Origin of the sequence: Lacticaseibacillus suibinensis (assembly GCF_003946175.1) — a bacterium.
In the GTDB taxonomy this organism is placed as follows: Bacteria; Bacillota; Bacilli; order Lactobacillales; family Lactobacillaceae; genus Lacticaseibacillus; species Lacticaseibacillus suibinensis.
In genome coordinates this window covers 1-22,666 of record NZ_RHOK01000028.1, presented here as the reverse complement: position 1 = coordinate 22,666, position 22,666 = coordinate 1, and the positions used below count along the sequence as shown (strand labels likewise).

Annotated in this window: 26 protein-coding genes and 1 pseudogene; 1 reads left to right on the top strand and 26 read right to left on the bottom strand. The window is 49.8% G+C overall.

The window, feature by feature from the left end; translation table 11 throughout:
• Positions 1–140 (top strand): annotated as a pseudogene (locus EKM90_RS11425) (IS30 family transposase); the annotation flags it as partial.
• A 42-nt stretch (positions 141–182) separates the two neighbouring features.
• Here the strand turns inward: EKM90_RS11425 and mobP2 are convergent.
• The 26 genes from mobP2 to EKM90_RS13155 form a co-directional block, all read right to left on the bottom strand.
• Complete coding sequence (gene mobP2, locus EKM90_RS11420; protein WP_125582761.1) at positions 183–1,439, bottom strand: MobP2 family relaxase; 1,257 nt, start codon at positions 1,437–1,439, stop codon at positions 183–185.
• Positions 1,432–1,875 (bottom strand): hypothetical protein, encoded by a 444-nt coding sequence (locus EKM90_RS11415; protein ID WP_125582759.1) that lies wholly within the window; start codon positions 1,873–1,875, stop codon positions 1,432–1,434. The genes mobP2 and EKM90_RS11415 overlap by 8 nt, the downstream gene beginning before the upstream one ends.
• 8 nt (positions 1,876–1,883) lie before the next feature.
• Positions 1,884–2,126, bottom strand: coding sequence for a hypothetical protein (locus EKM90_RS11410; RefSeq protein ID WP_125582757.1), 243 nt, complete (start codon positions 2,124–2,126; stop codon positions 1,884–1,886).
• Positions 2,127–2,438: 312 nt separating this feature from the next.
• On the bottom strand, positions 2,439–3,254 hold the full coding sequence (locus tag EKM90_RS11405) for an ABC transporter ATP-binding protein (protein WP_125582755.1): 816 nt from the start codon (positions 3,252–3,254) through the stop codon (positions 2,439–2,441).
• Positions 3,255–3,269: 15 nt separating this feature from the next.
• Positions 3,270–3,890, bottom strand: coding sequence for a hypothetical protein (locus tag EKM90_RS11400; protein WP_125582753.1), 621 nt, complete (start codon positions 3,888–3,890; stop codon positions 3,270–3,272).
• Between the two features lie 14 nt (positions 3,891–3,904).
• Complete coding sequence (locus tag EKM90_RS13220; protein WP_318530986.1) at positions 3,905–4,864, bottom strand: C40 family peptidase; 960 nt, start codon at positions 4,862–4,864, stop codon at positions 3,905–3,907.
• Positions 4,865–4,973: 109 nt separating this feature from the next.
• Positions 4,974–6,881: a VirB4 family type IV secretion system protein gene (locus EKM90_RS11390; RefSeq protein WP_125582751.1), complete on the bottom strand. Its 1,908-nt coding sequence runs from the start codon at positions 6,879–6,881 to the stop codon at positions 4,974–4,976.
• Positions 6,868–7,458, bottom strand: a complete 591-nt coding sequence (locus EKM90_RS11385; protein ID WP_225422851.1) for a hypothetical protein — start codon at positions 7,456–7,458, stop codon at positions 6,868–6,870. The genes EKM90_RS11390 and EKM90_RS11385 overlap by 14 nt, the downstream gene beginning before the upstream one ends.
• The gene (locus tag EKM90_RS11380; RefSeq protein WP_125582747.1) at positions 7,448–7,777 is read right to left on the bottom strand and encodes a DUF5592 family protein; all 330 of its coding nucleotides are present in this window, start codon (positions 7,775–7,777) and stop codon (positions 7,448–7,450) included. Before EKM90_RS11380 ends, EKM90_RS11385 begins: the two co-directional genes overlap by 11 nt.
• A gap of 6 nt (positions 7,778–7,783) precedes the next feature.
• Entirely contained in the window at positions 7,784–9,673 is a 1,890-nt protein-coding gene (locus EKM90_RS11375; RefSeq protein ID WP_125582745.1) for a pLS20_p028 family conjugation system transmembrane protein, read from the bottom strand.
• On the bottom strand, positions 9,666–12,200 hold the full coding sequence (locus EKM90_RS11370; RefSeq protein ID WP_125582743.1) for a VirD4-like conjugal transfer protein, CD1115 family: 2,535 nt from the start codon (positions 12,198–12,200) through the stop codon (positions 9,666–9,668). The genes EKM90_RS11375 and EKM90_RS11370 overlap by 8 nt, the downstream gene beginning before the upstream one ends.
• Entirely contained in the window at positions 12,197–12,793 is a 597-nt protein-coding gene (locus tag EKM90_RS11365) for a hypothetical protein (protein WP_125582741.1), read from the bottom strand. The genes EKM90_RS11370 and EKM90_RS11365 overlap by 4 nt, the downstream gene beginning before the upstream one ends.
• An 11-nt stretch (positions 12,794–12,804) precedes the next feature.
• Positions 12,805–13,893, bottom strand: a complete 1,089-nt coding sequence (locus tag EKM90_RS11360) for an ArdC-like ssDNA-binding domain-containing protein (protein ID WP_125582739.1) — start codon at positions 13,891–13,893, stop codon at positions 12,805–12,807.
• On the bottom strand, positions 13,893–14,147 hold the full coding sequence (locus tag EKM90_RS11355; RefSeq protein ID WP_125582737.1) for a hypothetical protein: 255 nt from the start codon (positions 14,145–14,147) through the stop codon (positions 13,893–13,895). The genes EKM90_RS11360 and EKM90_RS11355 overlap by 1 nt, the downstream gene beginning before the upstream one ends.
• A 12-nt stretch (positions 14,148–14,159) precedes the next feature.
• Positions 14,160–14,660 carry a single-stranded DNA-binding protein gene (locus EKM90_RS11350; protein ID WP_125582735.1) on the bottom strand — a complete coding sequence of 167 codons (501 nt, stop codon included), beginning with the start codon at positions 14,658–14,660 and terminating at the stop codon, positions 14,160–14,162.
• 2 nt (positions 14,661–14,662) lie between these two features.
• Complete coding sequence (locus EKM90_RS11345; RefSeq protein WP_125582733.1) at positions 14,663–16,165, bottom strand: DUF5011 domain-containing protein; 1,503 nt, start codon at positions 16,163–16,165, stop codon at positions 14,663–14,665.
• A gap of 5 nt (positions 16,166–16,170) precedes the next feature.
• Positions 16,171–17,430: a hypothetical protein gene (locus tag EKM90_RS11340; protein ID WP_125582731.1), complete on the bottom strand. Its 1,260-nt coding sequence runs from the start codon at positions 17,428–17,430 to the stop codon at positions 16,171–16,173.
• Positions 17,431–17,452: 22 nt separating this feature from the next.
• Entirely contained in the window at positions 17,453–17,671 is a 219-nt protein-coding gene (locus tag EKM90_RS11335) for a hypothetical protein (RefSeq protein WP_125582729.1), read from the bottom strand.
• Positions 17,664–17,867 carry a hypothetical protein gene (locus tag EKM90_RS11330; RefSeq protein WP_125582727.1) on the bottom strand — a complete coding sequence of 68 codons (204 nt, stop codon included), beginning with the start codon at positions 17,865–17,867 and terminating at the stop codon, positions 17,664–17,666. The genes EKM90_RS11335 and EKM90_RS11330 overlap by 8 nt, the downstream gene beginning before the upstream one ends.
• Before the next feature lie 14 nt (positions 17,868–17,881).
• A complete protein-coding gene (locus EKM90_RS11325) occupies positions 17,882–18,112 on the bottom strand; it encodes a hypothetical protein (RefSeq protein ID WP_125582725.1) in 231 nt (76 codons plus the stop codon).
• Positions 18,112–18,435, bottom strand: coding sequence for a hypothetical protein (locus EKM90_RS11320; protein WP_125582723.1), 324 nt, complete (start codon positions 18,433–18,435; stop codon positions 18,112–18,114). Before EKM90_RS11320 ends, EKM90_RS11325 begins: the two co-directional genes overlap by 1 nt.
• 216 nt (positions 18,436–18,651) lie before the next feature.
• Positions 18,652–18,876: a type II toxin-antitoxin system RelB/DinJ family antitoxin gene (locus EKM90_RS11315; protein ID WP_164507970.1), complete on the bottom strand. Its 225-nt coding sequence runs from the start codon at positions 18,874–18,876 to the stop codon at positions 18,652–18,654.
• 527 nt (positions 18,877–19,403) lie between these two features.
• The gene (locus tag EKM90_RS13075) at positions 19,404–19,487 is read right to left on the bottom strand and encodes a putative holin-like toxin (RefSeq protein WP_225422853.1); all 84 of its coding nucleotides are present in this window, start codon (positions 19,485–19,487) and stop codon (positions 19,404–19,406) included.
• A 421-nt stretch (positions 19,488–19,908) separates the two neighbouring features.
• Positions 19,909–20,661, bottom strand: coding sequence for a sortase domain-containing protein (locus EKM90_RS11310; protein ID WP_125582719.1), 753 nt, complete (start codon positions 20,659–20,661; stop codon positions 19,909–19,911).
• 3 nt (positions 20,662–20,664) lie between these two features.
• The gene (locus EKM90_RS11305) at positions 20,665–21,981 is read right to left on the bottom strand and encodes a VaFE repeat-containing surface-anchored protein (protein WP_125582717.1); all 1,317 of its coding nucleotides are present in this window, start codon (positions 21,979–21,981) and stop codon (positions 20,665–20,667) included.
• 13 nt (positions 21,982–21,994) lie between these two features.
• A partial coding sequence (locus EKM90_RS13155; RefSeq protein ID WP_164507969.1) for a VaFE repeat-containing surface-anchored protein occupies positions 21,995–22,666 on the bottom strand: 672 nt, incomplete at its 5' end.

Below are 22,666 nucleotides of genomic sequence, written 5' to 3'. Positions count from 1 at the left end.
CCAAGAACACAGACCTAGACCTCCAAACGGATGCGGAAATCGATGCCTATATTGCACAACTGAATAACCGACCACGCAAGGTCTTAGGCTGGAAGACACCATCGGAAGTCTTCATGGGCAAAAAGTTGCACTTGAGTTGACAATTCGTCGTACAAAAAAAAGCCGCAGCGTGTTAGCTGCGACTATCGCCACTGATCATAACCAGGGGCCTGTTGACGATCATGGTCAGCCTCTTTTTCATCCTGCAGTCGTTCATAATCCCGCTGTGCTCTCATGTGTGCTTTGACGTCACCAGATAGCGCCCGGCGAATTGAAGACAACGCGTTCATGATACCGTGAGTGGGCTGTTTTCCCTGGGCTTTATGGTACGAGTATCCGTTTGGATGTTCCTTTCTATAAAGTGCGTCGTCGGCTTTTCTCATCTCACCTAAGATGGAATTACCCATCCTGGCATACAGCTCATTGTATTTATTGTGCTCATAGTCTTTGGAGCGGCCTACTTCCTTGCCATCCTGTCCGCTGCCATAAAGCGCCTCGCGAAAGTCGGTTTCAGCCTTCAGTGCCTGGTCAAATTCTTGCAGCTCATCACGGTGATACCGCTGCATATATTTTGAGCTAAAAGCATCAAGCAGCGGGCGAACATCATGCAGCGCATTCATGTTGTACTTCCACATACGCTTATCATCAGGAAGCGCCTTATAAATGTCCTTGTATAGTTGAAGCAAGTCAAAGTCTGGCAGCTTGCTCCAATCATAATCGTGCTGCGGCAACTCGTTTCTGATCAGACTGGAAAGCCTAGCAAGGGATTGATCACGATTGATCAGCTTGTTAGCAATGGAAGACTTAAATGCAGAGATTGTCGCTGGCTTGAGCATTCCCCTAGCTTCCTCATGGGAACCGCCATCTGGATCACTAAGTGAGAACATGCGGCGAGTAGGCTCTGGTTCAACAAAGGCGATATGAACGTGGATGTTGTCCGTATTGAGATGGATAGATGCTGACCAGATTGCCGTGTTAGAAAGCCCCTCGTTAATCAGAAGACCGCTCATGCCGTTGCGAATTGACTGTTGAAGTTTTTCCTGGTCAAGCTGCTTAGTGCGAAGATCGTAAATACCATGATCCGCCAGAAATCGGTTGTCAAAACTAACGACTGTTTGCCACATCAAGGACCCATTGTTCTGAGCCAGGGCAAACTGTCGTTTCAGTTCAGTCCTTTCTTCTTGTGTCAAACTGTCTTTTGCAGCGGTGAACAGTCCGTCACTCTTTTCGGGATTTTCCATGTAATGGTTATAGCCATCAAACCTATTCACATTCCAGTCCTTAAAGTGTTCACTCCTCATTGCTTCCGGGCGATCCATGTAATTTACGTACCCAGAAAACTTCTTGTCGCCAGGGGAAACAAACTTCATTACCGTGACAATCCCCGGTGTCTTACTCATCGCGATCACCCGGTGTAAATCTAGTCAGTTTATCTTTACGCGCAACCTGGTAAGCGTGAATCTGATCTGCTACTTGTTGCTGAGTCTTTTGCACGGACTCAGCTACAACGTCAGTAACTGGGAGCGAGTCTTCCATGCCGTTGATGATGATATAGGAGTTCACAAGGTTGAGTAGCACCCGCACGTTTTTGTCAACGTACCCCGTGCGAATACGGATTGGATCAAGCTGAGGTTTTATCTCCTTTGCGATTGCTTTTGCCAGGTTCTTACGGTCGGAAGTCTGTTGCTTTAGGGACTGATATTCTGCGAACAGGTGTTGCAGACCGTCGCCGAAAGTTGAAACATCATTCTCGGCCATGTATTCCGTCAGCCACTCCCAAGAAATTCCATTTTTTGAGGTATCTTCGAGCATGATGTGTTTGCGTACCTTTGTCATAATTTCACCTACTTAGATCCAAGAACTGCGACAAAGCTGTTAATCGCTTTTGTCGCCTTCGACATAATTTCTTCGGCCTTGTGTAACGTTTCGGCCATATTTTCTTTGTCATCGTCTACAAAATATTTCGATGCAGATGAATGAATGAGCTGCCGCAGAAACTGTTCTCGCGATACGCCTTTTTCAGCAGCGGCGTCATCAATCAACGCCAGATCTGCACTGCTAATGTTTCGTATAATTGTCGTTGCCATAGTTCGGCCTCCTCTCAAAAAACTAGCCCATTTTTTCTACTGCCGCTTGCGGCGGGGCGGTTCAAAGGCTCGGGTGGGGCGAATAGCCACAACCCTTTGAAAGAGCATAAGGGAAATCTGCTATCACATTGTGATAGAACCCGCAGTGCGGGTTGATTTATAGTGATAGCAGAATTAGGCCCTAAAACCCACGTTCAAGGTCTTTACGCCCACGGGCCGCACGGTTCTAAACCCACGATATGAGCAATTTAGCCCACTCGTTTTCTGCAACGCCCACGATATGCCATGAAAAACCCACGGCATATTTTCAGGCTATTTTAGTTGTTTTTGGTATTTCTGCCGGGCAACGGTAGCTGTTTTGATTGATGCTTTGGCATTTTTGCGTGCCGCTTGTTGTGTCTTCAAAGAGCTTTTTGTGTCCGCAATTTTCTGTTTTGTTGCCGTCTTTTGTGATCCAGTTTGTACGTTAAGTGACCTTTCTTGCTTCTTCAAAGTGGTCTTCAGAGTGACAATGTTCTTGTCTGCCGTCTTCACTTTTTGACGGTAAGCAGTGATGCGTTTGCCGTAGAAATGAGCCATGTATTTGAAGTATTCGCGTTCAAGTTCGTTGTCATTTGGTGTCGCGGCTGCGTGATAGTTTGTTGCTTTGGTGATGCTAATTGGCTGTGATGATGACATTGAAATACCACCATTGAGTTGCTTCTTAGTGCCGATGCTGACGAACAATGCAGCCTGCTTTTCGGGCACATGTTTAACAATCAAAGTGTAGAAGTCTTCACTCACCTGTACGAGCTTTGAAGGCAACGCTTGACCATTGCCTGAGCTTCTGGTGCGCACGTTAGCGGCAATAGGTTCCAGCGGATTAATCTGATTATCCTTAACGTAGAAATTCAACTGATAGGTGGTCTTGTTTGCATATCTTGATGCACCTGCAAAGGTAAATTGGTTGTCCCCTTGCATGAAAGACTGATCCATTTTGACGCCATCTACTGTGCTGTTTTTTGGAAATAAAAAGGCCACTGCGAATGCAGCGGCGACAACGGTAATGATCCCAACCAGGAGGTAAATGAACTTTTTTTCTGCCCGGTTTTTGGATCGCATTGTGATTGATGAACTAAAGGCACTCAAAGCATTGCCTCCCTTCTATTGTTGGTTCAGAGGTACGCCAGGTTCCATTTGTGCGTACACGTATTCACTCCATTCGGTGATCTGATTATCCTTGAAGTTAAGTCGGTAGATGATGTCTTGCTTCTGTGGGTTGGTGTTGCCAGCACCACTAAGATCAAAGACAACACGCACGGTTACTTGTCGATTTGCGCCATTAGCGGGCTGGATTTGAACATCCTTTGTGTACCATGTTGTGCTCCATTTGTAGTTGTCTGCGGCCATGCCACCTGTTGGAACGACAACGAGATCATCCGCAATCTTCTTTGTCGCAATCGACTCAATATCATCGTGTTTCTTTTGCGCATTGTCATAGTATTGCGTGTTTAAGGTGACAAACTCTTTGGCACGTTTCGAGAGTTTGGCGTCATTTTCTTTTAGCGCCGTGAACTCTTTTGCGTCGGCTTGATTGGCTAGATTAGTAGCTGTGTCTACACCGGAGTTGCTGCTGTTTGTTGTTCCTTTTGCTTGTTTCTTAACCACTACGCTAGTTTGTGGAACCGGTTTTGACTGGCTGGCTTGATACCAACCAACGCCCGCCGCACCCGTAGCGAGAACGGCCCAGGCCGTAATGCCTGCCAATACTTTCTTACTTACCATATTTACATCCTCCGTTACTTTATTCTGCCAAAACCAGCGAAGTGTGACTGCCAATAAGATGACGTGTAGGTGGCGATGTTGACGTCTTTACCTGCGGCATTGATCATCTGTGTACCAGAAAGCACAATCGCCACATGCGTTATGCGTGGTCCAGCATACGTGCCCTGGAAGAAGATTAGATCGCCTGCTTTAACCTCACTCTTGCTAATCCGCTTGGTGGCATCATACTGCTGCTGAGCCGTTCTTGGTAGTGAAATCCCGGCCTTGCGCATCGCCCATTGGGTTAGGCCGCTGCAATCAAACCCAGGAGGATTCGCGCCGGAAACATTCGCACCAAAGATGTAAGGCTTGCCAAGTTGCGCTTTGGCAGCAGCATAAGCCTGATCGAAATAGCTCATTTTTTCGCCCATAATACTGACGTTAGCGTTGCCACCTTTACCATCAAACAATGACTTTGCGTCTTCATTGGTCATAAACATCTTGGCAATAGAAATGACGTTTTCTATCCAACCTGAGTTCATATTTGTGGGGTCGTTATCGGCACCTATTGGAGCGTATGCTGTTTGCAAAGCAGGTAACGTGCTTAACCCACGCACCACAACAAGGTTGTGCAGCGTTTCGGCGGTAACGTCAATTCCCTTTTCAAGACTGCTAAAGTGCATGACGTGACTGCCACGCATCTGCCCGCTTGGATTGTTGTCATATCGCACAGCATGACTCGTGCCCCACCCAGACTCGTTTGCCATGATAGCAGCAAAGATAGCCGGATTAACGCCAGCCTTTTGTGCGGCCGCAATGGTGTACTGTTCCTTATCAGCAAGAACCCCACGCCCGTAGTTTTTGACCCAGGCAGCGTGAAAGACGGCTGCGTTGAAGACCATATTAGTGAGTAGCCCACCGGAACCAGCGTCAGCAGAAACATTGCTTTCTTCTTGCCCCAGGTACGCATCAACAGAGGTGAGAACACCAAGCATTAGCGTAAGCCCTAGGAACAGCACGGAGGCGGCTAGAACGAGTGGAACAAGCCATTTACGCCTGCTCCACCCGATCCAGACTCGCCTCATAGCCGTGGCTTGCTCCATATCAAGCACCCCCCGCGAAGACCCTCAATTCATCATCAGTAACTTGGAACTGCATGTGCAACTTGCTAGGCCCCGTGAGCAAATAGCATTCGCCTTTATCAAAGTTTGGAATAGTTGCGAAGTCTTGTTCGGTCATAATGCCACCAAACAAGCGGCGCAAAATGCCAGGGTTCTTTGCGGTTTGGATGGTAGAAATATCGTGCTTCAGCAGCACCTTATATTGACACAGCGAATAGATTTGATTGAGTGAATTGACGGCCTTGACCATATCACGATCCGAAACGTTACTACCATTTGGAAACATCCGCTCAAGCCGCTGCGTCGCCAGAACGATAGCACCAAACATCTTACGATCTTCAGACATCAACTTAACGAAGAAGTCGGCCGCAAATGCCTTGTCAGTATTCAAAATCGTGTGGCATTCATCAACGATGATGAGCCAGTGTTGCACATCATCCAGTGATTTCTCGCGGTGATCGTAAGCCTTCTTCTCGCGACGGCCAACCGCCATACAGTTGTTATATGAGTCCATGATCGCGTTGTAGATGGCTAGATCCTGGATGCCTTCCTCCATCTGATCAATCGTATCTAGTTGATAGGACACCAACTGAACATCCTGAAGTGGCGGTAAGGAGGAATGCCCATCAAAGAGCTGCCCATACATTGTTGCCAAGCGGCGGAGCGTCAATAGAATGGTGTTGTAATACTTCGCCATCTGGTCATCTGGTTCTTCGCGTCGACGCTCCTCAATGTAGGCCACAATGTCGCTCAGCGTGGGGTAGTCTTCGCTGGCAAGGCTGGTAATAGGAGCTGCGTCCTTATCCAGGTAGCCGTTAGACTTGTAGTATTGATCACACAACGTCCCAAATACGCTTGCCGTCCGGGCGTCAGCATCACTATCAACCAGCCGATACTTGATTGAAAGGTTCCCAATGTGAGCACGGTAGGAAGCCGTCACGTCGACGTCAGCCGTCTTTTCATCAACGGCGGTTGGATAGACCTGGAACATGTTAATCATGCCCTGGCTTCCATCCAGGTTAATTACAGTGCCCCGGAAACGGTGAACCAAATCAGCAAACTCCCCGGAGCGGTCAAACACACGTACCATATCGCCACGAATAGCTCGCTCCCAGAGCATTTTTTTAATCGACGTGGATTTACCAGAACCCAGGTCGCCGCTCAGGAACGTGTTGTAATACGTGCGCTGCTGCGTGACGCGGAACATATCCCAGTACACAGTGCCACCAGTCGGTGTATAGCCAAAATATGATCCATAAGGGTCAGCCAGGCTTGTTTGGTTGTGGGCAAAGCCCAGGCCCATAACTTGCCCGCTTAAAGGTAAGCCCTCGCGGTGGCTGCGAAGCTGCCGCTGTGCCGTGATTGGTAAGAACATGGATTGATACTCGTCAGCGTTCTCATCCAAGAAAACAGCGCCCTGGTAGGCGCTGCTGTCAAGGCGGCCAATCACACGGTTCACCTTAGTATTCAATTCTTCAAGGGTGCTGGCGTAGACATAAACGCGGATATGAACCTGCTTAATTACCTCACCTTGCTTATTAAGAGCGATGCTCAGGTCGCGCAGCGGGTCTAGTTCCTGGTCAATCAAATCGCGCTCAGTCGTGGTGTTAGCGTGGTTACGCTGTACCTCAAGCTCAGTAACCGAGCCTTCAATCCGCCGCTTGTAGTTAATGTTTTGATTGGTGAAATAATCAACGGTCACTGTCACGCCGTTGATGCTGGTAATTTCCTTCAGCCAAAAATCGGTAAACGTATCTGGAATTTCATAGACATGCACACATGCCAGGTAAACATTGCCCAGCCGGGTGTAATACTCATTGCGGGTATCAATGCCCCCCTGCGGCTGGATGTTATAGACAAACGTGTCGTCTAGTTTCTTATTCTTCTTCAAGAGCAATCACCCCCGGATTATTCATTAGGTGCAGCATGGTTTGTTTCTCTACCGTGGTTGTCGGTTCAAACCCGTAGATGCTGCTGTATTGCATGGCGGCGTCGATATGCCGCTCAAGCTCCGACACGGACTCGCCAAAGACCCAGATCCAACTTGAGAGCTTACGATAATGGCTTTCCAGGTACTGCATGTTGAGCAGTTCCCGTTGTAGCATCTCAAGTCGGAATGGATCACGAGTCGTTTCAATCAAGTGACGGAAGTAATGCTGCTGAGCTTTGTTGGACTCTGGAAAGTTGAGAAATACTTCTTTGACCGACCCTGGATATTGCCGCATAAACTCCCAGGAGCCAGACTCAATCTGATCTGCTTCTTCAAGCGTCAGCCTATCAAGGTCATATTTTTTCGGTTTGAACACCTCGGCATAGTAATCCGCAATGCCAGACCGCAGAGTGAGATAGCCCTTCTCGGTGATCCCAGTCACAGGAAAGATAGCAGTCACCTTTGTCTTCTTGTCCGCAAGCGCCGCAGATTGCTTTTCGCTCTTTTGCTTGCGTACTGATACCGCATCAAACGCCATGCCTGTCATCCTCCTTAAACAGCCGCACCCACCGTGGATTGTCGATACTGTGGTAAATCCGGCGTGGCTTTCTGATCACTAACCAAATCACCTGATATGTCTTCTTTTCGGGAATACCAGATGGCGAAACTAAAATGTAGGCAATGACAGCACCCAAAATCGCCGGTAGAAGTTGCAACACGGCCGGAAATAGATGGGAGAATGCCAGCCAGGGCACCCCACCAGCCGCGATAATCACAAAGAAGTCCGTGATAGAAAGGCGACTGCTGTACTGATTTTTAATGTTGATTTTTTTAGAAAACTGAACCTGATGATACATTCACCTCTACTCCTTTCCGTTAATGTTCGGGGCAATCTTAGGGTTGTCGTCCAACACATGGCCTACTGGATGGCTGGTAATACGGTCGGCAGACTCACGCATGAGCGCCCCACTATTTTCACCTTGTCGATATACCCGGTGCATTGTTTGTACAGTCGGCGACGCCATGAGTTTAGCCTGGGCACGTTGGCCCAAAGTTTGTTGTAATTTAGCCTGTGGCTGGTCGTGCTGGAGCGCTGCCATCGCGCTGCGTGCTTGTTCACCTGCTGACCCTGGCATGGATGCCGCCGTGACCTTTGGTGCTTTGAGTCCATCGCTCTTACCAGGCAGCACGGGAGCAGTACCAGTGCCGCCCTTCATGGCGTGCAGGGCAGCCGCCGAAGTGGATCCAGGCTGAGCCGCAATCCCTTTTCCAGCCGCCAATGGTGGATGGAAAGGCATAGCTCCTAATTGTTTTCCACTTGGCGTCGCTGCCGAATAAGCAGTGCCACCAGAACTTACAGGCATTGCAGGCGCGTCTTCACCTCCGCCAAGCTGAGAAGCCAATTCTGGTTCCTCACCGCTGGTAGCGCTTCCAACAGCGGCGGAGTTGCCTGCTGCTGTTGGTGCTTTCTCTGCCGGTAGCTTTGGCTTGGATAAAAGCCCCACACCAGCACCAACAGCGCCAGCTCCAGCGATAAGAACGCCTTTAGCAACGTGACCCGCCGTCTTTGCTGCGCCTTTGGCTGCTTGACCCGCGCCACGTCCAAGCGCGCTAATACCACGGGCACCGAGGATAACGTTGGTCATAGACTGCGCCATTGAAGCCACCCCAGCGTCAATGCCAAAGATAGCTTGGATGATGTTTGGCCCGTCTATGATGAATAGCGCTGCCCCAATCATCGCGAGGATCTTAGTTCCTGGTGTAAGTCCTGCATGGTTCAGATAGCCCAGGAACAAGGAGTAAAACTGGATCAAAACATCCAGTAGAAAGAGAACCACAAAGCTGTCACGCAGCTTCGTTATCAGTTGTCGGTTACGCTTCCCAGAGTCAATATCTGTCAACGCAATGCCTTGTGTTAGCAGCCCAATAAAGCCAATCTCCATTTCGATTTTGACGACTTTGAAGATGGTAATGAGTGTCACTGCCAACACACAGGCAATACTGAAGAACAGATACCAGGGCGACCAGGAATAGCGGTAGTAATGATCGTCGAGCTTGAACATGCCGGTCATGTTGTGCAATTCCCACTTGCCGTTGCTGTTCTTGGAAAGTTGATGTGTCAGAATGCTGTTACCAGCAGAACTAACTTGGGAGCCACCATACCAGTGTCCCGTGTCTACTTTCTCGTTGATGTTGAGCAGCTTAACGTCGCCCATATCATTGATGGAGTTTTGTTTATTGACGCCTGGCAGCGTGGCCTTGGTGCCCGAATGCTTCCACCCTGCTGCATCCAATGAGTAAACGTCGGTGATGTAACTCTTGTACAGCGAAACCACCACTGGTGAGTCAACAGACTTACTTGAAATTCCAGCGTTGACCATGTTGGTTGCTTGCGTCATGAAGAACGTAGTCCCTAAGAACAAAAGAAGGGCTACCAGGAAGTTATTGCCCTTCTCTTGGTAGTCCACTCGTTTGTTGTGTATGAACATTAGCCCCGCCCAGGCAATGGCAACCGTCGCCAGTGCCCAGATTGCAGCGTTGTAGGTTCTCAGGAAGCTCTCAACCCCACTGTACTCCCAGAAATTTAGGAGCTTGTACATGCTGCGAAAGCTATCACTGACTACGTTCGTGAGTGAAGCAAGTCCTAGGATAATCAAGTTCCCGATGTATCTTAGGCCATCACTTACCAGGTTGGAAACATGAAGGTAGTCACTGTACGCTCGTAGCACTTGAATAACCTGTTGATCACCCATCTGCTTCCTCCTTCTTTTCAAATTGTTCTAGGTTAAATATCTTTCGCAGCGCCTTATACAACTCCGGTTGATCCGCGCGGTGTTGCATCAGAAACGCTTGCATATTGCCGACGGTGTTCCCACGGTAGAAGGCCGCCTTGTCTTCACTATCAAGCAGCTTCTCTACTGTGCTTAGAACCAAGTTCTGCTGAGCTACGCCCAGGGCCTTGCTAAACGGCGTAGTGTCGCGGCTGATTATATCCGTGAAGTCTTGCGCTAGCGGTTGATCATTCTCGTGCTGAGCACTGAGCGGATCATCAGCGGCCTTCTGCTCGGCCGCAGCTTTCTTTGCCGCTTTAACAAATTCGCTTTCCTGCTGGGTCACCGTCACATTACCCTGGTCATCCTTCTGGTATTTAGAGACAACATTGTCGCTGGTGTGTGCCTCAAATCGGGATGGTTCATTCTTTTTTAGCTCGTCAAGATTTAGCGGCTGTTTTGCGGTCTTTGTAAATTCCTCCTGGGAGATAGTAAGATCATGCAGACTAGTGTTTGCGTGTGTTGCCTGCTTATCGCCATTGAGCGATTCAAAGGTCTGCGGATGATCAAAGTTTGCCAGATACTGATACTGGTAAAGCATTTGACTATTGTCCTTGCGATTGGCATAAATAGGCGTTGCGCTAATCTCGCGTGCGTGTAAATCACGCCGCTGTTTGCCACGAATGAGTACCCACTCGCCTTCCTTGAGCTGGCTTAGCTCAGTTGGCGTCATCAAATCGCGGGCCTGTTCGGACTCGCTGTATGACTTGTCTAAGCTCAGTGGATCGCCAGCGCGGTTAGGCGCAATGATGGTCTTTTTGCCTAAAAGGTGCGAGAAGTATTCAGCGTCTTCTTTACCGTCGGCCAAAATATCGTACTTATTCCCACACGCTGAAAGAAGTGCCTCAGCGCCGCGATCACCATACTTGTCTTTGAGCTGTGCAATCGACTGAAAAACGAGGTAATAAATCAGCCCACGTTGCAAGCCAACGTTCATGTAGCGGCTAAGTCCTTCAATCGTCGGAATGTTGGCAACTTCTTCGAGCACGAATTTAACTCGCCGGTCAAGGCTTGAGGTTGCTGATAGTGTCGCCGTCTTTGATAGAACGTAGGAGATCTGACTAATCAGTGTTGAAATGAGTGAGTAATTGGAGTCGTCGTAGTCTGGATAGACAATAAACAGAGCGACTGGCTTCTTACCGTTAGCAATATCGACCAGGTTCAGGTCATTGGTAGCAGTGAGCTTGCCGATAGCGCTGAAAGTATAATTCTTGAGTTTTGCCATCGTGCCAGTGTAGATCCCTGCGCGTGTAATCCCTTGTGAGAATGTGATTGTGCCGTACTGCAACTTAGCGGGGTCATTGACTTCCAAGCTGCTGAAGAACTTATCCATCTTGGTATCGCCATGCTCATCCGGGTTTGATCCAAGTTCATTCAACATAACTGAAACGGTATACATGGTGACTCGTTCAGGAGTGTTCTTCACTTTACATACCCGGCATACTGCCAGGATTAAAGCATTGGTGAGCGCAATAGAGGCTTCCTCCCACATTGGATCTTTGGCGTTCGGATTATGGAAAAGCGAATAGCTCAGCGTATTGCATAAAAGCTGTGCTTCATCGTAGTCGCCCTTTACATAAGCGCTCCAGATCAATGATAGGGGGTTATAGCCAATAGAATACTCCGGCGTGACCAAGTTGAATACGCGGACATCATAGCCACGTTTTTCAAACTCGGTCTTGGTGTTTTTGACCATATCACCCTTCAGGTCAGTGACAATCACCGAGTCTTGTTCTTTGGCTCGCATGATCAGGTCAAGAACCGGGTAGGTAAAGGTCTGTGTCTTCCCTGATTGTGTACCGGCAACAACCGCAGCGTTGGTCTTGTTGGTATCAATCAAGTCATAACCATGTTCCGGTACGGGGCCATTGTGGCGCTTCCGCTGCCGTTTTTCACGGCGTGCCGCTACGGCATCAAAAGCCAGGCTCTTACCTGGCACGCGGGACGGTGTAACATGTAAATCTAGCTCTGTTGCTGCCACCGGCGTGATATGAACTTGAGGCACACCAGAATATCCTTCATACACACTATTATCCAAGGGAACAGCAACGCTCTGCTGCACCAACTCTTTGAGCGGCGTAAAGGCTGCTGTGCCCATCGACCCGAGGTTAATATCACGGTAAGCGATGCGCATTTGATACAGCAATTTCGGTGTTTTAATAAGCCAGATTGCCAGCATCAAAACAACAATCAGAAAATACGGCATCGTCGTAGAGGGCCAAACCCAATGTCCAAAGACAAACACGGATCCAAGTCCGGGCAAATTGGCACCGGTGCCCCCTTGATTGAAGCTGCTCATCGTTGCTGAAAGGCTAGTAAACAGATATTCCAGTAAATGGCTTGCCAGGCATCCAAAACACCAGGCAATCAATAAAAGAAAGGCCCCTGTTCCGGCGATCACATCACGCCGCGACAAAAGGCTTTTCCATTGTTTATAGTCAATATTCATTTCGTCGTGTCACCTCCTCGATCGACCGCGACGTGCTGCAACCAAATCTCTAACTTGCTGAATGCTGGCTTTCCTCCAATCGCAAAAACTGAAACTAGCAGGATTGCCAGCGGCAGCGCGAAAACGGGTGAGAGATTAGTCAATAGATAACCAGCCAGCGCCTTATACACTAAGGCAATAGCCAGGGTAAATACTCCCAATTCTCGCACTGAGAAACCCAGCGCCGCGTTAAGCAGCTCAAGTAAGGTAATTCCGGCAGCCAACAATCCAACCACTATCAAAACGGCTACGTGAACCTGTGGCCGGTTCCACAACTTCAGCAATAGCCAGCCAGCGCCACTGAGCAGCAGCAAATCAACTACCAGATTAAACCAGGTCAACAACCTGCTGTGCGTCATTTCATACTTCAACTGGCGTTGTTCCTCAGATAGATTATCCTCAAAGAAGATTGTCCCTTGTTTGATCCAAAGGCCTTGATTGGCCTGGATGCCAAGAACGGGCATTCCTGCACTTTCCAGGTCAAGAACGCTATCATTCAAGCGCTGCTGGAACGCCTCGTTAGATAGTGCCACCACTGTTTTGACTGCCTTCATTTCCTCAACTCCTAACCGCGAGCTAACTCTGCTTCTTTACTGGCTCGCTTGGTGGTTTTTTTCTCCTGTTCCGGGGCAAGACCGTCTTGTATCGTTTCGATCATGTTCTTTGAAACCCGCTGCACGTCGCCTAGAATGGCGGCCTGCTGCTGTTCTTCAGTACCCTCTACTGCTTCAAGGTTCTTCGTCCAACCTGCGATATACGGCATTGACTCCTCAGTGGTATCAATGCCCAAGGACTTGCTAACAACATAGCTGGTCATCTCCGCCTGAAACTCCTTAATGTCCCTATACTTGCTTGATTCTGGATCATTCATATTCCAAAACTTCGATGCGGATGCGTGCTTGGTATTGTGCATCTTGACGTGAGCTAATTCATGAATGAGCGTTGCCGCATACTCAGTGTCAGACAGGCCTTTCTTCATCACGATTTCCTTAGGGCTTCCCTCTGTGCTGATTGCCGCACCTTTGGCCGCGCCAAGTTGAAACGTAGGAAAACCAGTCGTCTCAGGACTAGTCACAGCCACGCCCTCTTTTTCGGCAATCCCTTTGATCAAGGAAATAGCTTTTTTAGTTCCCTCCGGGTCAGGGTTATCAAAGTCAAACGGCTTGTTCGGGTATAGCTGAGGATAATCTTCAGGCTTTGCGTTGGTTTGAAGAACGTCAAACACGTTACCCAGGTTAAAGTATTGACTTTTCAGTGTTTTGACCGAATTAGGATCAGTCTTTAATTGCGCCTTTAACGTTGGGGTGAGCTTATCGTAGGTCAGATACTTGTCAGTTGCCGGATCTCGATAGATTTTGAACTCGTGAGGCACCATAATTTTGATGGCGTGTTCACCTTTTTGTACCGAAAAGCCTTTATCTTTCCAAAATTGAAAAGACCCTACCAGGTGCGCGCCCTGGTACTGGGATTGAATAAGCGCCATGTTGCGTGTTGAATACCGGTAGCCGGTAGCCATGAAGTCCAGAAAAGCCTTGCGTTCTTCAGGAGTCGTTGATTGTAGACGGATCTTTGGCAAAGCATCTTCGACAACCTTCTTAACCTCAGCCTGGATCTGCTCTTTCGTCTTGCGGGTGTAACTCTTTTTTGCAGGCATTAGCTAATCACCTCCGTCAAAAATCCCTCCCGCGTTAGATAAGCAGGGCTTTCGGGTTCAACGGCATCTTGTCCCTCCGGCCCGTCTTCATCGTACTGAGTGTCTTCTTCCGTCCCCGCTTCCGTCATGATGTCCTTCAAGACTTCTGCGCGCTCTGGGGTGACTTTAACGACCAGCCTGTCGCCGGTTGCAACCTCCTCACCAACGACTTTCTGGCCCTCTACTGAAACCAACATGATGAAATCGTTATCCATAAGGTACCTCCTTTACCAGCCTTGATAAGGTGACTGGGCTGGCTGCTTAGACTGCGGTTCAGGCGCTTGCTGTACCGGTGGAACTGGCGGTTGTGGGGCTTGCTGCTGCTCTGGTGCCGGTTCCTGCTTTGGGGCATCAGGGTGCTGCTCAAATTCAGGCTGAATGGCCTGTTGCAGCGGCTTACCAACCTCGCCAGGTTGATAGACCCGGTAGAAGTCGTAGCCCCGCAAACGATAGGAGATGGCTTGGCTGCCGTCATCGCGCTTGAACTCACTGCTTTGGAAGTAGCCATTGACGACGATCACGGCACCAGGCTCGGCCTCTTTCAAGAACCGATCAGCCGCTTCACCTGACAAGGTGAAAGGTACCTTGTTGACTTCACCCCGGCCGGTGTCATAGCTCCGTTCATTCAATAAGAACCCATTCACGTATGTCCGCTCATTGCTTTGATTAGTCTTTGTTTCCGGCATTACACGACCCATCACGGTCATGTCATTCATCATCTTTGTCATGCTTATCCCTCCTGTGCTGGTGCAGCACTTTCATCCGCAACAACCGTCACTGTGACGTCTTTGGTAGTAGTCTGGCCAAACTTGTCGGTAGCAGTGTAGGTCAGTTTGTATTCGCCTGGGGTACTAGTATCAACGCTGCCATCTACCGTGACCTTAGCTTCGCCGTAAGGGCTTGTTGCCGTCACACTAGCCATTGCATCGAACTGATCGCCTACTTTAAGCGATGTAGCCACGCCAGAAACATCCAAGCTTGGCTTTTCGGCGGTAACGTTGATGGTCACGGTCTTCGTCGTTGTCTGGCCGATTTTGTCTGTTGCTGTGTAGGTCAACTGATTTTCGCCTGGCTTGCTGGTATCAACACTGCCTTCAACCTTGAGATCAGCTTCGCCATACTTGCTGGTTGCTTTGACGTCCTGAAGGGCATCAAAGTTAGTGTTGATTGCTACGCTCGTGTTCTGGTCGGTAGTGTCAATGGTTGGCTTGTCAGCGTATACCGTGACTGTGCGTTGCTTGGTGACCGTCTGCCCGTCGCTGTCTGTTACAGAGTAGGTCAGTTCATACTGACCAGGAGTCGTCGTATCAACCTTACCATCAGCGGTGACCTTGCCTGTCAAATCGCCGTCTTGATAGTCATCAGCGCTAACATCTTTCAAGGCATCAAAGGTCGTGCCAACCTCAACTGGATTATCGTTTAGGAACACAATAGAAGGCTTGTCGTTGATCACTGTGATTTCACGCGTGACCGAGACGGTGTGGCCCGCACTGTCTGTTACCGAGTAAGTAACGCTATACGTGCCTGGCGTGTTCTTATCAAGCGTGGTTGTATAGCCAATCGCATTAGTCAAATCGCCATCTTCTGGGTCGCTAGCCGTAACGCCAAGCCGGAAGTTGACTGTCTCCTGCCCCTTGTGCACCGTCATCGTCGCAGGCGCACTGATGGATGGTGCCTGGTCAGGTGTGGTTTCACCAGAATCTGAATTGCCACCATCAGTGCCACCGCCGGTTTGACCGCCATCACCAGGAAGTGTTCCAGGCTGATTGCCGGACGTACCGCTGTCTCCACCAGGAAGCACCTCCGGTGTTGCTGGCTCAATCGGTTCTGGTGTTGGCTTGGTGGCATCCGTTGCCAGCGCCACAAGCCCTTTGGTCTGATCAGAGTTAAGGGCGTCGGCCAGCTTCTGCACACCGTTATCCAGCAATACACCAGCTACGCCGGTTTCATCGCTTGCTGCCAGCGTCGGAAAGGCGCTTTGTACAATCGACTTAACGCTGCCATCATTGCTATCTGCCGCGTCGCCCTTAGCTGCGTCTTCAATGACCGATTTAACCGAGTTGTGCTTCTTCTTGGTGGTCGTTTTCGTGGTCTTGGCTGACTGCTGTGAAGGGCCTGTCACGGCGGAATAAATGCCGTAACCGCCGCCGCCAAGTACAGCAGCAGAGATTAAAACAGCCGCAAGGATTTTGCGGCTGGACTTCTTTTCTTGTTGTTCTGGTTCTTGTGCCATTACTTTCACTCTCCTAACGTTTCTAGTTGATGCTGAAACGATGCTGCACTGGCTTTGGCTTGTGCCCGCTCAGCAGCGCTTTTACTTGTGTCCTTTGCGATAGCCTGAAAATGGGCCACCGCCTTTTGATAGGTTTCACCGGTTTGAATCGCCTGATCAATCGTCTTGTTTTTCAGTTCCGCGTTGAGTCGTTTAGCCTGGTCAAACTGGCCGGTCTGGATGTAGCCAATCGCGATCAGGCTTTGCAGATCCTGGTCGTTCAGGTCCCGGTTCACAATCTCGGCCTGTTCAAACTGCTTTGTTTTGAGGTAAGCCACTGCCAATTTCGATTTACGAACACGGCTCATGGTTGCCTTTTGACTGGCACTAATCACGGCCTGATATTTCTTTCTTGCATAGGCCAAGTCAAACTTACCGTTAGCGCTTGGATATTTGCTCTGAAACTTAGCTAGGTCTGAGGTGGTGCCATCAGTGACCAAAACTGCTTCGATTGCAGCACGTTTCTCTGGATATGCCTGGCCCGCCTGAAGATATTTCTCATTGCGGACTAGCGTTTGATAGCTTGGCTGTGGGGCTGCCTTTGGCGAGAAAAAGAAACGATACGAACCAACCGCCCCAACAACAAGTAGCACAGCCGCGCCAAACACGATAAGGGCACGTTTGTACTTGCTGAACAATGCCCCCAGGTCTGGCGCTTGTCTGGTCGGCTGGCGTTTTTTCTCTACTGTGCGCCTATTTTGCATACTCTCGCGCGTTGGAGCGGGTTGAGGGCGGACAGTAGAAGGTTCGGGTTGTGGATCGGGTGGCTCTTGCGCATCATGCGAAGCACTCGGATTGGGTTCGGAGCTGGAACTTTGATCCTGCCCAGGTGCTTCATCCGTTGCGGCCTCGGTTGACTCTTTGTCGGTCAGTAGGACAGGGGCCGCTTCGGCGACCAGGGCACTTTGCAGTGAAACGATGAACCGCTGAGCATCCTCAGACGACACGTTATCCAGCACCTCCCTGAAGGTGTGCTGAACAAGTGCCAACAAGTTTCCAAGATAGGCTTCACCGGTGCCAAGCTCAATGACGTCACGAAAAAGTAGCTCGTCATCCGACTCATTATGAATGCTGATCTCAACGACCAGCTTTTTGTGATTATCCAGGCAAGCATGGTTCGTTTCCCGGATAGTTTTCTCCGCCTCGTGCAGTGAGTAACGGCGCACTTTGGAGAACTTAGAAAAGAAAGGCCAGGCAAAGCGGCTGCGTTTCAACAACACATACATCGCTACTCACCCCCTCAGTGTGTTAAATTGTTTTCAACCAGGCCACAATGGCACCGGCTGAGATGGCAAAAAATAGGCCAATAGCAACGTTAGTTAAGCCGTCCTTGGCTTCCTCAACCTTTTGCCGGTTCTTGGTCATGTAGGCAATCCCGTAAAGACCTAGCTTCACAACTGCGTATGAACCAGCAATCGTGCCGACTGCGGCCGAAATAAACTGCAATGCTTGAATAATTCTATCCATCGTAGCGATCCTCCTGTTTTGCTTCTTGGACTGGTTGCTTGGCCTGGGCGGCCATAGACTTGATTAACAAATTTGTATTCTCAGTGATAATTTCTTGGTACTTTTCATTAAGCCAGTCATCCATCTTGACGCCTTTTGCTGCCAAAATGGCACTAGCAAGGCGCTTGTTTTGGTTCTGTTCTGCGCGATTTGCCATTATTCCGCTCCTTTCTAATTCACGATCAACAATTCGACCTTACGGCGGCTTACTGGACGGGTTTCTTGGATTTCTCCAAGCTCCATCAGTTCAGGATCAGCCCACCAGCCGGTCTTTAAAACGGCACGATAACCCGCTTCGATATGTTGCCCGAAGCCTGAGTTATAAATCGTTACTCTGATCCAGTTAGCACCGCAATCAACAACCGATGCGGTGCTTGAGTCTAACTTCAAAACCTTTGCCATCACACAAACTCCCTCCGATAGTGCGTATCCCGGTATCCTTCAATCAGCCAGTCCCCATCTGGCGCTTTACTGATGCGGTGTACCTCAAGTGCCGCCAGGTAACCCAGCTTTTGGTAGGATCCAGCCGGTCGTGTAATTTGCGGGACTACGTGACCAATCGCGAGCAGAACACCTGGTACCATCAGCTTCTCCGCCTCCGGGTTCGCGCTGAAGAAACTCTTCTTCACGCGTACAAACAGAATTTCGTTCCCCTCTCTGTCCTTACCGCTGGTACCAATCTCACGCGCCAAAAAACGTTCATCAACATACACTCCTTTCTCCATGTGCGTTCCACCTCCTTTCCATCAAAAGACTGCGGTCCATTGGACCGACGCTGCCCCAGGGAGTCGAACCCTGAACTGAAACACCGGTGACAGCAAAAAGCCCCTTCGGGCAGAAGGGGCCAAGAAAATCTATGAACTTTGCCTAAGCTGTACTAAGGAGTCGAACCTTAGTTTTCCGGGTACAGCAAAGGCCCTCGATTGAGGGCCTTGGTAGTCTTACTTCTTCTGCTGCTTCTTCTTCCTGCCTTTGTTGTCTAAACCAATCTCAGCCAGGTAGCCGGTATCAGGCGTAAATGGGAACTTTTTGTCCCGTGCAACTTGACGCAGAAAGACTGTGATGGCGCTAGTCACGGTAAAACCCATATCTGCCAGTGCTTCCTCGGCGTCCGCTTTGGTCTTGGGGTCAAGTCGTGCAAAGACCCTGACCGTCTTATCTTGCAATCTCACTGTCTCACCCTACTTTCGTTGTTCATATACGACATTTTATACTATTGGTGATTCTTTATCAGCCTATCAGTAGCTTATACTGCCCCAGGGAGTTGAACCCTGGCCATACTCCAGGCAGGGGTAAGCCGGTGGCAGTAACGCGCTCCTACTTTGTTCGCTTGGGGGAGAAGTAGGGGCACTTGCGTATATAAAATGAGGAAATCGTTGGAGCATGACAGGTAGCGGGGCAGCTACCTACCAATGTCATCCTAAGGAGTCGAACCTTAGCTTACCGTGATGACAATGATCACACAGCTGGTGGCAAAATCAACAAGATTCCGTACTCCAGACTACCACTCACAGCGCAATTTGCTAGTTGAAAGTGGGTGCTTTGTCAGCAATCTCTGGTCGTGATATACTTAGGGCGAACGAAATGCCGATGACGCCAAGCGCCACCGGCAAGGCAAGGCCGGATTGCTCCGGTGACTAGCCGTTCAGATTACAACGAATCATAACCGTCGCTGGCTGCCAGGCGTGGACGGTTATTTTTTTGCGTCGTTTTTCATGATTGCCACGATTAAACCGCCAAAGGCGATCATCAGCGACAACGCTTCGAAAACGCTCATGCGTGCTCCTTTCAGAGCAACAACCCAAAAGAACCATAGGCATCACTCCCATCTCTCGATTGAAGCTAGCCACCGTCCGGCTTTTCCTTGTCTTAACCATCATACTCAACTCTTACGCGCAATGCGAGTGACTTCTAATCTTTTGACCGTTTGCTATTACTTGTTAGTGCGTGACCATGAATGCCGATTAAATTATCATGCGTCAGAGGATTCGCCCCAAGCGGCAACCGCTGATCCAGCACAAACAACAACAACTATTGCCGCTATAATTGGACTTTGTAATCCATTCCAGATGAAAAACACAAACACTGAATTGATTAGTACTAGGCAGACCTTACGGTACCTGCCTAAGACCGCCCCAGGGAGTCGAACCCTGGTGCATCAGCAGGCGCTGACGCTAACCCGGTGGCGGTGGTGGTACTTAATCGCTAGTCAACGTACCCACGCGATACGCGGTTGGATCAGAAGCCGTTAGAGACGTGTCGAGGTGCTTTTGGAGGCCAAGTTTTGTAGGCTTCACCTTGACTAGGTGCCCTTGGACTACATATCGAAACGCTGGATGTTTGTACCCAACTCGCGGACATGTAAACAGATGAATCTGTTTGGCGGCACCGGCAGCTGGATCACTAAGGATCGAAGCATCGCTGCCTTCAACCGTATATGCCCGGTCGGCTTCATAGGTGTACTTGCCTTCTAGCGTATACACGTAGATTAGGCCGCCGGTGCCGGTGCCGCCTTTATAGTCTGACGGCCGGTAGGGCGCGGTCGCATTACGCACGTAGCCCTGGCTGGTTGTCAGTTGGAAAAGATTGGCGAACAAAACCCCAGGGACATAAGAGCTATGACCTGCAAGGACATAGTTGTTGTCGCCGGGGTTTGTGTTTGCTTTAACTCGGGCAAGTTCCGCAAGTGCCCCGTAAGTGAGCCCAGCCTCCGTTTTGTAGATAGCTAGGTCAATTCCTACTGACGGGATTGAAACGGCCGTATCGGCCCGTCTTGCCCGCGTATGGGGCGCTTGTTTGCCCTTCTTGAGTGACTTGATTAGTTGCTGACCATAACTCCGTGCGCGTTGGCCCTTGCTGGCCTCTTGGGCCGGCTGCCAAACGATCAACGCCACGCCGCTAAGGATCAGCAAGATTAATGCAACAGTTAGTGGCCAACGCTTACGTCGCATAGGCTAAGCCCGCTTACGCAGCAAGTAGAAGGCCACACCAGCAGCGCCAATCAGAGCAACAACGCCCAGGGCCAACAGAGCGCCATTCAGGGAGTCGTCAGTCTGAGTCAGCTTTGGTGCTGGCGCGATGTGAACCGTTTGGCCCGCGTCGTTGATGTCAGCGTGGCTCGCAATCAGCTTGCCATCGTGGTAGAGGTCTTCAAAAGCAACCACGTCGTGGCCGCCAAGGGAGCTGCCATCGAACGTGAAGGTCATGGTCACCTTCATCTCCTTAGCAGTTGCCTTAAAGGTCTTTTCAGCAGTAACTTTCTTGCCGTTGATCAGGACCGGCTTGCCAGTGGCCTTGTCCATCAGGTAGCCCTTGACGGTGTAGATCTTGCCAATCACGAGGTCATTAAATTCAATAACGTCGTTGATCGTCATGTTCTTAGCAGCGGTGGCCGTCTTCTTGCCGTCGGAGGTCGCCGTGGTGTGCAGTTCAATCTTCGGGAAGTGAACGGTTTGGCCTTTGTCGTTAATGTCTTCGTGAGCAGCAATCAACTTGTTGTTGTGATAGAGGTATTCAAAGACCACAACATCCTTGCCAGCCAAGGCACGGCCGTCAACGACAAATTCAACGTCGATCGTGCCATCGGCCTTTTCGGCTTTGAAGGTCACGGTCTTGGAAACTTTGGAGCCGTCGGCGTTCTTAACGAACGATCCGTCGGTGTAGTGCAGGTAGCCCTTGACGGTGTAGGTCTTGCCAACAATCAGATTGTGGTAAGCCACAGCATCCTTAACGATTACCTTTTCTTCTGGAACAACTTCCTTGGACCCTTCAGAATCCGTTGCCGTAGTGTGCAACTCAATCTTCGGGAAGTGAACGGTCTGATTCTTATCGTTCACGTCTTCGTGGAAGGCAATCAGATTGTTGTTGTGGTAGAGGTTTTCAAACACAACCACGTCCTTGCCCGCCAGCAGGCGGCCATCAACCGTGAAGGTCACGTCGATGGTACCCTCGGTCTTCTCGGCGGTAAAGGAAACTGTTTTAGAGATTTTGTTGCCCTTAGCATCAAGGACAAAAGAGCCATCCGTATAGTGCAGATAGCCGGTTACGGAGTAGTGCTTGCCGACAGCCAGGTTGCTGTACGCAACGGCATCTTTGATGGTGACGTTTTCCTCAGGCATCACCTGCTTGTCGCCTTCGTCGGAAGTAGCCGTCGTGTGAACCTTTGGGGTAACCACTTTGACGGTCTGGCCTTCGTCGTTGATGTCAGCGTGGCTAACAATCAGATTGTTGTCACGGTAGAGATCTTCGAAAACAACAAATTCTTTGCCCATTGCCTTAGAAGCATCAACGGTGTAAGACGAACGTCTTTTCAGCAGTAATTGGGTTGCCCTTAGCGTCAAGAACAACCTTACCTGTGGCCTTATCAATCAGTTGGCCCTTAATGGTATAGGTCTTGCCAACAATCAAATCATGGTAAGCCACCACGTCGTTGATCGTGAGATCAGCATCTGGCAGGACGTCATGAGAGCCCTCGACGTCAGTAGCAGTCGTCCCAATCTTAGGCGTGGTGAAGGTAATCGTTTGACCTTCGTCTTCGATGTCATTGTGCACCGCAACCTCGCGGCCGTCACGTGACAGTGTTTCAAAAGCCACAACAGTCTTCCCTGCCAGCAAGTGAGCATCAAACGTGAATGGCACGTCGATGTACCCGCTAGTAGTCTTGGCCGTGAACGAAACGGACTTGGTGACCTTGTTACCATTGTCGTCAAGCAGCGCTTCACGCGTGTTCTTATCCATCAGCACACCAGTTACGGTGTACTTCTTGCCGATCACGGCGTTTTCGTACTGCACGCGATCGGTGATGATTGCTTGCTTGTGTGGTTCCTGAATGTGAGTACCATCTTCTGAGGTAGCCGTGGTATGAATCGTTTCCGGAACCCGTTCGTTAGTGGCAGTCAGATTGATGGTCTTGCCAGCATCCGTTGAGGCAACGCTGAACTTTTTGATCGTAGAATC

Coding starts and splice junctions, on each gene's coding strand:
- EKM90_RS11410 (WP_125582757.1), bottom strand. CDS start 2,126: ATGGCAACGACAATTATACGAAACATTAGCAGTGCAGATCTGGCGTTG.
- EKM90_RS11320 (WP_125582723.1), bottom strand. CDS start 18,435: ATGGAGAAAGGAGTGTATGTTGATGAACGTTTTTTGGCGCGTGAGATT.
- EKM90_RS13220 (WP_318530986.1), bottom strand. CDS start 4,864: ATGCTTGGTGTTCTCACCTCTGTTGATGCGTACCTGGGGCAAGAAGAA.
- EKM90_RS11415 (WP_125582759.1), bottom strand. CDS start 1,875: ATGACAAAGGTACGCAAACACATCATGCTCGAAGATACCTCAAAAAAT.
- EKM90_RS11325 (WP_125582725.1), bottom strand. CDS start 18,112: ATGGCAAAGGTTTTGAAGTTAGACTCAAGCACCGCATCGGTTGTTGAT.
- EKM90_RS11385 (WP_225422851.1), bottom strand. CDS start 7,458: ATGGCGTTTGATGCGGTATCAGTACGCAAGCAAAAGAGCGAAAAGCAA.
- EKM90_RS11310 (WP_125582719.1), bottom strand. CDS start 20,661: ATGCGACGTAAGCGTTGGCCACTAACTGTTGCATTAATCTTGCTGATC.
- mobP2 (WP_125582761.1), bottom strand. CDS start 1,439: ATGAGTAAGACACCGGGGATTGTCACGGTAATGAAGTTTGTTTCCCCT.
- EKM90_RS11335 (WP_125582729.1), bottom strand. CDS start 17,671: ATGGATAGAATTATTCAAGCATTGCAGTTTATTTCGGCCGCAGTCGGC.
- EKM90_RS11305 (WP_125582717.1), bottom strand. CDS start 21,981: ATGGGCAAAGAATTTGTTGTTTTCGAAGATCTCTACCGTGACAACAAT.
- EKM90_RS11345 (WP_125582733.1), bottom strand. CDS start 16,165: ATGGCACAAGAACCAGAACAACAAGAAAAGAAGTCCAGCCGCAAAATC.
- EKM90_RS11340 (WP_125582731.1), bottom strand. CDS start 17,430: ATGTATGTGTTGTTGAAACGCAGCCGCTTTGCCTGGCCTTTCTTTTCT.
- EKM90_RS11355 (WP_125582737.1), bottom strand. CDS start 14,147: ATGGATAACGATTTCATCATGTTGGTTTCAGTAGAGGGCCAGAAAGTC.
- EKM90_RS11330 (WP_125582727.1), bottom strand. CDS start 17,867: ATGGCAAATCGCGCAGAACAGAACCAAAACAAGCGCCTTGCTAGTGCC.
- EKM90_RS13075 (WP_225422853.1), bottom strand. CDS start 19,487: ATGAGCGTTTTCGAAGCGTTGTCGCTGATGATCGCCTTTGGCGGTTTA.
- EKM90_RS11370 (WP_125582743.1), bottom strand. CDS start 12,200: ATGAATATTGACTATAAACAATGGAAAAGCCTTTTGTCGCGGCGTGAT.
- EKM90_RS11360 (WP_125582739.1), bottom strand. CDS start 13,893: ATGCCTGCAAAAAAGAGTTACACCCGCAAGACGAAAGAGCAGATCCAG.
- EKM90_RS11375 (WP_125582745.1), bottom strand. CDS start 9,673: ATGGGTGATCAACAGGTTATTCAAGTGCTACGAGCGTACAGTGACTAC.
- EKM90_RS11400 (WP_125582753.1), bottom strand. CDS start 3,890: ATGGTAAGTAAGAAAGTATTGGCAGGCATTACGGCCTGGGCCGTTCTC.
- EKM90_RS11350 (WP_125582735.1), bottom strand. CDS start 14,660: ATGACAAAGATGATGAATGACATGACCGTGATGGGTCGTGTAATGCCG.
- EKM90_RS11380 (WP_125582747.1), bottom strand. CDS start 7,777: ATGTATCATCAGGTTCAGTTTTCTAAAAAAATCAACATTAAAAATCAG.
- EKM90_RS11365 (WP_125582741.1), bottom strand. CDS start 12,793: ATGAAGGCAGTCAAAACAGTGGTGGCACTATCTAACGAGGCGTTCCAG.